The sequence below is a fragment of the Bradyrhizobium sp. Leo78 genome, from assembly GCF_059512425.1.
The window spans coordinates 1-10,656 of sequence record NZ_JCAMOT010000085.1; the positions used below are offsets into that span (position 1 = coordinate 1).

The following is a 10,656-nucleotide window of genomic DNA, read 5'->3' on the forward strand; positions in this document are numbered from 1 at the left end:
TGGCGAAAAGCCATCCATGCGTCAACTCTAGCTTTGCACGTAGCCACCCCGCGCGATAATCGCGTGGAGTTTTTGCCCTTTAAGAAAATCGACGAAAGCGCGTGTCGCTTTATTATTGGCGCCGCTCTCCAACAGCACGGCATTTGGCCCCATCGGGCCATAAGACTCCCGCGCCACCAGCCAGGGCAAACGGGTTTTGCTGTTTGTGAGCTCGGGCGGCGCGACAAATCCGAGCTCGGCATTACCGGTCTCGGATCGATCGGCGTGTGTGATGCTGGCGGTATCGGCCCTCGGCTGAATCGCCGCACTGACGCCTGGCGCTTTCATGACCTGCACCGCCGTTGCGCCATCATAAGGTGCGGCGGCCGGATTGCAGATCGATGATTTTGCCACAGACATCATCTGAAGGCTATCCGCGCGATTGGCGAACTTCACATTCGAACGCCACAGCACGAACTTGCCGCTCTTAGAGGTGAAGCTGTTTCCCGATACCGGGAGACGCTTCTCGCTCTGTTTACTTGGGCGGAACCGATCGGCCGACAGAAGGATGCAAAGCGCGGGTTGGATGATCCAGCTGCAAGCCTGTCCGTGCGCGCGTGAGCTCAACCCGGCCTCGAGCCGCGTCGTCTGAGTGAGCGGTGATGCAATCTCGTTGCTCGGCAGACGGACGTTTGCGGCAAGGGTGGGACTGATGTTCACCGCTGCTGCTTTTTCGAGCAGGAGCAGGATCAGAATCAGAGTTGCATTGATCAGGATCAATCGGGCAAGCCTCATTGGGAAGTCTCTCGGAGCGGGGCGGCCTGCGACCAGTTTGGCCGCGACGGCTTCTGCTCCTGATCCCAGCAAACGGCGTGCCGCTCGCGAAATATGATGCGCGCCTTGCGCCACAGCAGCCAAACACGCTTAAGCGCCAGCCTGGCTGTTGAATTGCGGCGGAATGGCCCCAGCGCCGTGTCAGCTTTCCGACTTCGGCGTGTTCAACCGAACATCTCTAGCCTCTTGAACGAAAAACTTCTTGGGATACTCCGCCCCAACCTTGGCTCCGCCGCGCCGTGATGTCCGACCTTGGATCTTTGAACGGCTCGAACTCCGATCTCCGGCTCATCGGCCGGCCCAACGTAGCCCCCTGGCCTGGGGGTGTCGGAATACGATAAGTTCTGCCTTCACGTCGCCGCTATGAAGCGTCCGTTCGAGAAAAACTCTGTGGCAAGCGACTCGTCCAGGCGCGGCAGGAGCTCAGCGTGTATCGTCCGGTGAAGGAGTATCGAGGCTGTCGTTTGTAGCTGTGCGAAACAATATGACCGAGGCCGGATAACGCCCGGGGGCAGGCTGTATCAAGGCCTTTGAAGGCCTGTCTCCACATGTCGATGGCGTGGATGCGTGCCATCCAAAAAATCAATTTTACCAATGTTACGGAACGTTGCATTGACAGCACCTGACGCCCGACGAATCACGTCGCTGCTTCTGTCGCGCGACGCGTCGCGACGTGGCTCGGCTGGGGGATGGCGCCGCGTTCGCGTCGAAGCGCGTCATGGAAGCAGCAGCATGGCAGTTCAACTCGCGAAGGAAATTGTCGCACGATGAAGGAAAACGCCGTCGGCGGCGGCGAGACAACGACCGCCAGGCAACTGACCTGGTGTGGCATCCAGTCGCTGGAGTTGAGGGACATCATCTGCGACCTGGAGCAGTCCGACGCGATCGAGATTGAGATGAACACGGATGACGCCTGATCGAATCTCAAGAATGTCGGCGACGCGACTGTCCGCGGCGTGGTCGCTGAGAAGGCCTGAATGGGGAGGCGCGTCGTCATTACCGGAATGGGCGGGTTGGGGACCGACGGCGCCTCCATCTATAAGGAGATACGCGAAGGCCGCTCCGCCATTGGCCCGATCGCAACTCCGAGCTCAGGATAGGGGCCAAGCTCAAAACCCTTCCCGAGCATGACATTGCCGCAAGCGGCTGGTCGATCTCGAGGTCGCGCCCACTCTGCCGCGCGAGCGCAAGGTGCGCGTCGCGCCGAGCAATGCCTTTGCCCTCGGCGGCACGAACGTGGTTCTGGGATTCAGCCAAGTGTCGTCAGGAGACAGTCGGTCCACAGTCTCGTCGGTTGAACGGCCGCATGGCTTTGGCGCTTGGCGCGCGACTTGCTTAACAAAAGAAAACACAGGTAACTGCCGACCTACCCTCGGAATTCACGCTGCGATCTGTCGGATTTCCGACATCGCCGTCTTCAATGGGACACGGCTGGCATAAAAGCTCGTCTGATGCCGTCACCGCTCAACGCGCGGCGGCTCGGTGTTCGAGTTCGTATAGGGAAGGAGCGTCATGACCACCATCGCAACTGCGGCGCCCGCGCGGCCGTCGCAAACTTGGTACAAAATTCTCTACGTTCAGGTGCTGATCGCGATCTTGATTGGCGTCGTCGTCGGTTGGCTGTGGCCGTCGCTCGCAACCAACGACTGGATCAAGGCGCTCGGTGATGGATTCATCAAGCTGATCAAGATGGTCATCGCGCCGATTATCTTCTGCACCGTGGTCTCGGGCATCGCGCACATCCAGGATGCGAAAAAGGTCGGCCGGGTCGGCCTCAAGGCGCTGGTCTATTTCGAGATCGTCTCCACTTTTGCCTTGTTGCTCGGCCTGGTGATGGGCAATCTTTTCCAGATTGGCCACGGCCTTGCGGCCAAGCCCGATGCCGCAGCCGTCGCCAATTACGTGAAGCAGGCGGAAGCCTCGAAAAGCGTCGATTTCATCCTCACCATCATTCCCGACAGCGTGGTCGGCGCGCTGGCGCGCGGCGATATCCTGCAGGTACTCTTGTTTGCCATCCTGTTCGGCTTCTCGCTGATGGCGCTGGGTGAGCGCGGCGAGAAGTTGCGCGGCATGATCGACGACACGGCGCACGCCGTGTTCGGCGTCATTGCCATTGTCATGAAGGCAGCGCCGATTGGCGCGTTCGGCGCCATGGCTTTCACGATCGGTAAGTTCGGACCCTCGGCGCTCGGGAATCTGATCGGGCTCATCGCGCTGTTCTATGCCACGGCCGCGCTATTCGTGGTAGTCGTGCTTGGTCTGATCGCACGTTTCGTTGGCTTTTCGATCTTCAAGTTTATCGCCTATGTCAAAGACGAGCTCTTGCTCGTGCTCGGCACCTCGTCCTCGGAAAGCGCGCTGCCGCAGTTGATGAAGAAGCTCGAGCGGCTAGGCTGCTCCAAGCCCGTGGTCGGGCTCGTGGTGCCGACCGGCTACTCCTTCAACCTCGATGGCACCAACATCTACATGACCTTGGGAACGCTGTTTATCGCGCAGGCGCTCGGGGTCGATCTCACCTTCGGCCAGCAGCTCACGATCCTGATCGTGGCGATGCTGACGTCGAAAGGCGCAAGCGGTATCACCGGGGCCGGCTTCATCACGCTCGCGGCGACGCTATCAGCGGTTAATCCGGCGCTGGTGCCGGGCATGGCAATCGTGTTCTCGATCGATAAATTCATGAGCGAGGTGCGTGCACTTACCAATATCATGGGCAACGGTATTGCCGCGGTGTTCGTGTCCTGGTGGGAAGGCGAACTCGACGAGGCCACGCTTCATGCGCGGCTCAACCAGGAAATTGGTGCGGCCGACGGCGAGACCACAAACACGACGGGGTAGGGGCTGCATTTCTGTTCGTCATTCCAGGACGCGTTGACGCAGGTGTACGCGAACTCGCGAGTCTTGCTTGTCCAAGTCGGCAGCAGCCGACTTGGATTACGAAGGCGGAATCTCTCGCCGCGACCTCTGGATTGCCGGTTCGCTCGCTTTCGTGAGCGCGCCGGAATAACGTCCTAAAGAGGCTGCTCCGTGAGACGAGGGGACGAAACCCTCGGTTTCGCCGGGCGGTTTCTCATGAGCGCCGAGTCTGAACAACTGCTTGAAAGTGATAGTCCTCTATCCAATCGCATGACGGCGAAGCGTTAGCGAAGTGCAATGCCCCATCGCAAGCGGGTCTGAAGGTTAGCTTGAATCGAATTTGGATTCCCAAATCAGGAGACTTCGGATTTACCATGCTGGCTGGGCCTGGAGGCCAGCACGGATCGGCAAGCCTTACTCTGAGGATCTTCGGAAGCGGGGCGTTGCAGGGTTGTTTCCGGTGGATTGTCCTGCAACGAGGCGGCTAAACATTCGGTGTTGCGGTCAGCACGGCCGTTGGATGGGCGCGACGGCATTGCGAGACCGGCAGCGTGGTGCCCGGCAGGGATGCGCGGCAACAGGTCGAAGGCCATTTCCGGCAAACACCGCGTCCGGGTTTTAGGGCGAATCAAGGGGACTTCACCCTGCGCGGCTTGGTCGCCGAGCTCACTGATCGCGGACCTAAGGCTGATTACCGTTCAATATGGGAGTTCTCCACGCCGAGAAGCTCAGCTTGAAAAAACTGTGGCTGGCGAACGCGAGATCTGGGCCAGGACCGATATGGGGCCTTGCGGGGGTGCGCCGCGTGGCCAGAGGATTCACAGCAAGAGTCCCAACGGCCGCTGGACGACCATAACCTTCCTGGCCGCGTTGCGCCATGACCGGATTGAGGCGCCATGGTTTCTCGAGGGCCGAACGATGGCGAGAGTTTCCGCCTCTACGTCGAGAGAGTCCTCCTTCCGACGCTTTGTCCCGGCGACATCCTAACCATGGACGATCTCGGCAGCCACAGACGCAAAATCGTGCGTCAGCTTACCCGCCTCGTGAATTTCGCATAAGTGCCGCTCTCGTGAACCCAGAGCCGATTCTTGGCATCGTGCGACCGTCTTTACAGCTCCGTCTTCGTGCCACAGACTTTTACAGATATAGCGCGCTCGAGCTCGGACGCCAAACCACTCAAGTGATCCGCAAGCTTTGCGAACAGCTCTCGCTTTTCCTGGTCAGTTGCCAGATCGCTGATCAATTTGCACTCGGCTGCATCGGTGCGGAGCTCTTTCAGTTGCTTCTGCAGGTCTTTCATCGGTATGCCCGTGGAGCGGCTATTCAGACCAATTAATCGGAGTGTACTTCAGCTCTCGCCGCTCCATTTCCGAACGAAGCAATTCAGCATAGCTGCGCAGATTGTTACCAACAAAGCGGCAACGTCCGCCGTCCGCGCGACCAGCCAACACTTGCCGCCGCACACTTTCCCAAAGAAACAATAAGCTCTCATCTTTCGAGTTTGAAAACCTCATCCGGACACCCCAATCCTTGCGCGCAAATGCTACCGCCATCTCAACGGCCTGAAGTGTTCGTTTCGGACACTCCCGCGCAGAAACCAAGTACCCGTTGCACATTTGCCACATGAGCCTTTCGGTCACCGCCCTACGCCTATCAGGCGGTTGGAGCAGAGCAGCTGGGTCTTACAGCTTCTGTCTTTGACGGTTCCACATGCTGCCAGCTAGTCGCTGTGGCTCGGACTCATCACTTGGCTGCGAACGCATTTCGCGCTCAGGAAAAAAATTGACTGTGTAAGCGGTCGCGCAGTTCAAAAGGAAGTGAGCGATGGAGGTGGCGTATGTATTCGGCTCTTGTCGGGACTCTTATTCTTTTGAGCATTGGCATCCTATTGGCCCACGCGCCGGACGCTTTTCGCTCGGGTCGTGATAGCAATTCCCGACACTAACTATACTCTCATGCAAACAGCGCCGCGCCCGCCTCAGTGCTGACGACGGATCGCGCCCGGGTAAGCGATCGAGTGCTTCTCTTAGAGCGCCGTCGTGCGTGCAGAGGCCCTCTCCCGTGAGCATAACCATATCAGCGGCCTCGCCCTTGGCCGCTCGGGAGATCCGGCCATCGGCGACTTCGGCGATCCCAAGGTGATCCGGAAATACTGCGAACTGATCGCGGATCCGATCCGCACGCGGGGATCGTATCCTTCTCGCAAGTCGGCGCGAGGCTCAGATCAGACCCGATCAGGAGGTCGCTTATATAGGTGCCGTCTAGCTCTAACAGCCTGTTGAAGAAGTCGGTAGCGAAGCGTTTCGTATCGTGATTCTCTAGGACCAGGATTTAACTGGGGGCGCGATGCGGGGGAGTGACGAACAGTCCGGCTCGCTTTTTAGTTATGTGGACCTGGAGGCTCGGGTTCGGGTCGACCACCCGCTACGGGTGATCCGAGACTTGGCGAATGCGGCGCTGGGCGACCTTTCTGGGGAGTTCGGCAAGCTCTATACGAACGTCGGTCGCCCCTCGATCGCACCGGAGAAGTTGCTTCGGGCGATGCTCCTCCAGGCATTTTATGGGGTTCGCTCGGAGCGGCATCTGATGGAATGGATGGAGTTCGATCTTCTGTTCCGCTGGTTCGTTGGGCTCGGGGTGGATGATGCGGTTTTGGGACCATTCGACCTTCTCGAAGAACCGCGACCGGCTGCTCGAAGGCGAGATTGCGGCCAAGTTCCTGAACGCGCTTTTGGCGCAACCAAAGGTCAAGCGTCTACTATCGAGCGACCACTTCTCGGTGGATGGTACGCTGATTGAAAGCCCGGGCTTCGATCAAGAGCTTCCGGAAGAAGGATGGCAGCGACAAAGACGAGGACGGTCCGGGACGCAATGCTGAGCGCAGCTTCCACAAGGAGAAGCGATCGAACGAGACATGCGAGCACGACCGATCCCGAGGCGCGGCTCTACAAGAAGGGTGACGGCCAGCCGGCTAAGCTGAGCTATATGGGCCATGCGCTGATGGAGAACCGCAATGGTTTAGCGGTCTTGGGTGGGGTGAGCCAAGCGACGGGCACCGCCGAACGGGAGATTGCGCTTGCCATATCGACAGGCGCGGGTGCGCGAAACGGATCACTCTGGGGGCGGATAAGGCCTATGATGTCACGCAGTTCGTCCACGAGCTGAGAGATAGATCGGTTACTCCGCATATTGCGATTGATGGACATCTGAGTAAGACCGGCAAGCGGCGCAAGACGGCGATCGACGCGCGGACCACACGTCACAGCGGCTACGACATCAGCCAACGCTGCCGCAAACGCATCGAAGAAGTCTTCGGCTGGATCAAGAGTTCCGCTGGCTTGGCCAAGATCAAGCTGCGAGGCCGCGACCGGGTGGATGCCGTGTTCGTCCTGGCGCTTGCGGTCTATAATTTGATCCGGCTTCCCAAGCTTCTGGCGGCACCGGCATGAGCATTCGGGGCAGATGGCAGGTCGTCGAGACACCGAGCTACGGCATGGCCTTGGCGAGCGCCTACATCCTGTTCGACGAGGCCGGCGGCGAATTCGCCTTCGATTGCCGCACAGGCTCCATTCATGGAACCTGCCACGGCGATGCCGCCGAGTTCGGCTGGCAGGGAAACGACGAAATGGAGCCAGCCGAGGGTGACGGCTAGGCCGAACTGCAGGATGACGGCTCACTCGAAGGGGAGATCTGCCTTCTCAACGGTGACAACACCGTTCAAAGACTTCTTCAACAGCCTGCTAGCTAGGGGCGGCTAGGTTGGTTCTTTGGCTCGGGCGAATCCGCTCGGAGATCAGAGTCCCGCTGCAGGTCGCGTAAACGAAGTCTCCGCGACATCGAAATCCAGAGATCGTCGGGCCAGCTATTTAGATCAATGTCGATCACAAGCGCAACGCAACCCACGCCCTGAGGAGGCGGCCCATACTTGGCACGCGAACAAGTGAACATCCGTGCGGCCCTTGCACCGGGGGGTGGGGCCGGATCATCGGCGCCTTTTCGTGTGGCATATCATTTGCAAGGGGTCATGCGGGCTGGACACGGCCAGGTGCCGCGCCATGCCCCAACAGCCCGACGCACCTCATACCCGGCAGTGTGCGTCGGGCTTCGCGCTGTTTCAGCGTCCACGCTCGGCCGCATTCACCGGTGCTAAGTCGGATGTAGAGTGGTTCGATAGGCCGAGACCTCGCTGCCGTTTCACTTCGAGAAAGTGGGACACTATGTACTGGCGCCGGTGCAACAACAAAGACTCTTGGTGGTCCTGGCGTGGGCAATCACTTCCCGGCGTATGTGGAGAACACGTTTGTCAACTTGCATACGCTAGATCGCGCGACCGGATTTGCCGAATTGAATAACGTGCGCGAATTTCCGGAACAGCTCGGTCATCCGTTGGTTGCTTGTCTTTCCTGCTACAGGATGGGCGACATCTCCTATGTTCGGTGTCGAAACGGCCGCGCCCCATGCGCGCGCTGAACGAAATCGGCGAAGACGTTTCCCAGCACCAAACCGACGTGCCTAAGTTGCCTCTAAGATCCTGAAGGCCGCGATCCGCAAAGAGAGGTCAATCGACGACCTCAAGCGTATAGGCCAGAAGGCGCTTGCTAATGCGGCCATCTTGTGTCGCCAGCTTGGCAGCTTTGGCATGTCATTTCGCTCATGAGAACGCATAGACGACCCAGCAGATACCGGCCCAGAGGAGAGCGCTGACAAGCATCGCCGCAAGCGGCCAGGAATTCAATCTGATCCGCGACTGCGAAGCATCAGGACGCAATGCGCGATCGGCTTTACCGCCTTCAAGCACGCGCGGTTTTGGTTTGCACCAGCGCGTCATCCGTGCACCATCCTTGCGCTGTGCAAGTTGATTAGGGTCACAGCAATTCGAAGATCACCAAGCGAAGTGAACTGCGTCTCGATGCCGATAGGATTGGCGTCGTGAGGCTGGCGAGCCTGATTGTCAGCCTGGCCGACTACCAGAGTCGCGCATCGTTCAGCTGAGGTTGAAATGCCGTGCCTTGTTTGATGTGACTGTAACATTGTCCATTCGCGCCGCATCTCAAAGTGGCCCCATGACCGGCCTCCGCTTGATGGTGTCGCTATCTCCTTGGTAGGTTGAAGGTGACTGCCACATGAGGTCTGCCTATTGTACAGCTACAACCGGCCTTCAGCACCGCATTGATCAGGCTCAATCGAGCAAGTCTCATTGTGAATCCCTATTTCAGTGACCAGCGGCCGACCTTTAACTGCGGCATCTTTCACTCAGCAATCGTATCCGTCCGGTGAAGCCGGTGAAGGCCGCCTTGCCGAGTGAGGCGTGTTGTTGAGAACTGTCCTTATGGACAGTGATAGGCGCAGTGCCCAAGTCGAGCGGCTCGAAGTAGTGGACACAGGCCGACGGCGGCGCTGGTCCGAGGATGAGAAGCTCAAGATCGTCCTGGAGAGCTTGCAGGCGCCGCGCCAGGTCGCGGCGACGGCGCGGCGATATGGCGTTTCGCGCTCATTGCTGCTCCGGTGGCGACGGTCGTTTCGTCCCGAGCCGAAGGATGCCGCCCATCAAACGGGCTTCGTACCGGCGATGGTGGTCGCGGAATCGGGGCCGACGCTTGGTCCGGTCGGGCCGGCCGGCGGCGGCGCGATCGAGATCGAGTTTGCGGCCGGGGCTCGGATGCGGATCACGGGCACGGTCGACGCGGCGACGCTGAAGGCCGCGGTCGCGGCACTGGCAGATGGATGGCCGCGGTGATCCCCATTCCGCCCGCCGTACGGGTGTGGATTGCGACCGGCCACACCGACATGCGCCGCGGCATGAACTCGCTGGCGTTACTGGTGCAAGAGGCCTTCAGACGCGACCCGCACGGCGGCGACCTCTACGTGTTCCGAGGCAAGAGCGGCAAGCTGATCAAGATCCTTTGGCATGATGGGCTCGGCATGTCGCTCTACGCCAAGCGGCTGGAGCGCGGCCGCTTCCTCTGGCCGTCGTCGGCCGATGGCATTGTGACCATCACCCGAGCCCAACTTGGCTACCTGCTCGAGGGCATCGACTGGCGGATGCCGCAACACACTTGGCGGCCGCAGGCGGCGGGTTGATCGCTGGGATTTGAATCGACCACACGTCGGCAGTTCAGACACAGACAGCTTATTGTGATTCTCTGACCGGGATGGCGCCGATGATTCTCTCCCCGACGATGTGACCACGCTGAAGGCGATGCTGCGTGCCGAGCGGGTAGCGCGGTTGGCCGCGGAAGCGGACGCCCAGGCGCGGACCTTGCTGATCGAGAAGCTCAAACTCACGATCAAGAAGCGGCGGCATGAGAAGTTCGGACAGTCCTCGGAACGTGGCGCACTGTTGGATCAGCTCGAACTGCAACTCGCCGATCTGGAGGAGAACGCTGCGCAAGCCGAGACCGCGGCGCAGATGGCCGCAGGCGACAAGATTACGGTGCCATCGTTCGAGCGCCGCAAGCCGGTGCGCCGGCCGCTGCCGGAGCATTTGCCACGGGAACGCCTTGTCTATCCGATACCTGCGGCCCGCCCATGCTGCGGCGACCGCCGGTTACGCAAAATCGGCGAGGACGTGAGCGAGACGCTGGAGCTCATTCTGCGGCAGTGGAAAGTCATCCAGCGCGTGCGCGAGAAGCTCGTCTGCCGGGCCTGCGAAGCCATCACCCAGCCTCCGGCTCCCTCGCACCCGATCGCGCGCGGACGTGCAGGACCCAAGCTGCTGGCCCATGTCCTGTTCGCCAAATACGGCTTGCACCTGCCGCTCCATCGTCAGAGCGACGTCTACCGGCGCGAAGGCATCGACCTCGACGTCTCGACGCTGGCGGACTGGGTGGGCGCCTCCACGGCAACCCTGATGCCGCTGGTCGATGCGATCCGCGGCCATGTCTTTGCGGCCGAGCGCATCCACGCCGACGACAGTGTGCTGCAGAAGCACACAGAAAGGATGATCGTGATGATCTGATAATCTGTGAGCACAAGCTGTGACAGCGATGA

At 59.9% G+C, this 10,656-nt stretch carries 9 protein-coding genes and 2 pseudogenes; 8 read left to right on the top strand and 3 right to left on the bottom strand.

The annotated features are described in order from the left end of the window. Nucleotides 1-27: 27 nt before the first annotated feature. Nucleotides 28-774 carry a molybdate ABC transporter substrate-binding protein gene (gene modA, locus AC5ZG1_RS42375; RefSeq protein ID WP_496136367.1) on the bottom strand — a complete coding sequence of 249 codons (747 nt, stop codon included), beginning with the start codon at nt 772-774 and terminating at the stop codon, nt 28-30. A gap of 806 nt (nt 775-1,580) precedes the next feature. On the opposite strand from modA, the gene AC5ZG1_RS42380 reads away from it, so the two are divergent. The 3 genes and pseudogenes from AC5ZG1_RS42380 to dctA all read left to right on the top strand — a co-directional run bounded on the left by AC5ZG1_RS42380 (nt 1,581) and on the right by dctA (nt 3,648). Then, nucleotides 1,581-1,730, top strand: a complete 150-nt coding sequence (locus AC5ZG1_RS42380) for a hypothetical protein (RefSeq protein WP_165421513.1) — start codon at nt 1,581-1,583, stop codon at nt 1,728-1,730. 60 nt (nt 1,731-1,790) lie between these two features. After that, nucleotides 1,791-1,948: pseudogene (locus AC5ZG1_RS42385) on the top strand (beta-ACP synthase); the annotation flags it as partial. 377 nt (nt 1,949-2,325) lie between these two features. Further along, the gene (dctA, locus tag AC5ZG1_RS42390; protein ID WP_455998850.1) at nt 2,326-3,648 is read left to right on the top strand and encodes a C4-dicarboxylate transporter DctA; all 1,323 of its coding nucleotides are present in this window, start codon (nt 2,326-2,328) and stop codon (nt 3,646-3,648) included. 1,126 nt (nt 3,649-4,774) lie between these two features. Here the strand turns inward: dctA and AC5ZG1_RS42395 are convergent. Both AC5ZG1_RS42395 and AC5ZG1_RS42400 read right to left on the bottom strand, forming a co-directional pair. Continuing rightward, nucleotides 4,775-4,966: a hypothetical protein gene (locus tag AC5ZG1_RS42395; protein ID WP_028169064.1), complete on the bottom strand. Its 192-nt coding sequence runs from the start codon at nt 4,964-4,966 to the stop codon at nt 4,775-4,777. A 19-nt stretch (nt 4,967-4,985) separates the two neighbouring features. Continuing rightward, complete coding sequence (locus AC5ZG1_RS42400; protein ID WP_245287682.1) at nt 4,986-5,219, bottom strand: hypothetical protein; 234 nt, start codon at nt 5,217-5,219, stop codon at nt 4,986-4,988. A 793-nt stretch (nt 5,220-6,012) separates the two neighbouring features. Here AC5ZG1_RS42400 and AC5ZG1_RS42405 point away from each other — a divergent pair. From AC5ZG1_RS42405 to AC5ZG1_RS42425, 5 genes and pseudogenes are all read left to right on the top strand, one after another. Further along, nucleotides 6,013-7,115: pseudogene (locus tag AC5ZG1_RS42405) on the top strand (IS5 family transposase). Then, the gene (locus AC5ZG1_RS42410; protein ID WP_245475127.1) at nt 7,112-7,318 is read left to right on the top strand and encodes a hypothetical protein; all 207 of its coding nucleotides are present in this window, start codon (nt 7,112-7,114) and stop codon (nt 7,316-7,318) included. Before AC5ZG1_RS42405 ends, AC5ZG1_RS42410 begins: the two are co-directional and overlap by 4 nt. 1,677 nt (nt 7,319-8,995) lie before the next feature. Then, complete coding sequence (tnpA, locus tag AC5ZG1_RS42415; RefSeq protein ID WP_028169063.1) at nt 8,996-9,403, top strand: IS66-like element accessory protein TnpA; 408 nt, start codon at nt 8,996-8,998, stop codon at nt 9,401-9,403. Continuing rightward, nucleotides 9,391-9,747 carry an IS66 family insertion sequence element accessory protein TnpB gene (gene tnpB, locus AC5ZG1_RS42420; protein ID WP_210164756.1) on the top strand — a complete coding sequence of 119 codons (357 nt, stop codon included), beginning with the start codon at nt 9,391-9,393 and terminating at the stop codon, nt 9,745-9,747. Before tnpA ends, tnpB begins: the two co-directional genes overlap by 13 nt. Nucleotides 9,748-9,847: 100 nt before the next feature. After that, nucleotides 9,848-10,624, top strand: a complete 777-nt coding sequence (locus AC5ZG1_RS42425; protein ID WP_496136368.1) for an IS66 family transposase — start codon at nt 9,848-9,850, stop codon at nt 10,622-10,624. Nucleotides 10,625-10,656 lie beyond the last annotated feature (32 nt).

What these genes read in the sequence shown, in the direction of transcription:
- modA (WP_496136367.1), bottom strand. Translation starts at nt 774, where the DNA reads ATGAGGCTTGCCCGATTGATCCTGATCAATGCAACTCTGATTCTGATC.
- AC5ZG1_RS42380 (WP_165421513.1), top strand. Translation starts at nt 1,581, where the DNA reads ATGAAGGAAAACGCCGTCGGCGGCGGCGAGACAACGACCGCCAGGCAA.
- dctA (WP_455998850.1), top strand. Translation starts at nt 2,326, where the DNA reads ATGACCACCATCGCAACTGCGGCGCCCGCGCGGCCGTCGCAAACTTGG.
- AC5ZG1_RS42395 (WP_028169064.1), bottom strand. Translation starts at nt 4,966, where the DNA reads ATGAAAGACCTGCAGAAGCAACTGAAAGAGCTCCGCACCGATGCAGCC.
- AC5ZG1_RS42400 (WP_245287682.1), bottom strand. Translation starts at nt 5,219, where the DNA reads ATGGCGGTAGCATTTGCGCGCAAGGATTGGGGTGTCCGGATGAGGTTT.
- AC5ZG1_RS42410 (WP_245475127.1), top strand. Translation starts at nt 7,112, where the DNA reads ATGAGCATTCGGGGCAGATGGCAGGTCGTCGAGACACCGAGCTACGGC.
- tnpA (WP_028169063.1), top strand. Translation starts at nt 8,996, where the DNA reads ATGGACAGTGATAGGCGCAGTGCCCAAGTCGAGCGGCTCGAAGTAGTG.
- tnpB (WP_210164756.1), top strand. Translation starts at nt 9,391, where the DNA reads ATGGCCGCGGTGATCCCCATTCCGCCCGCCGTACGGGTGTGGATTGCG.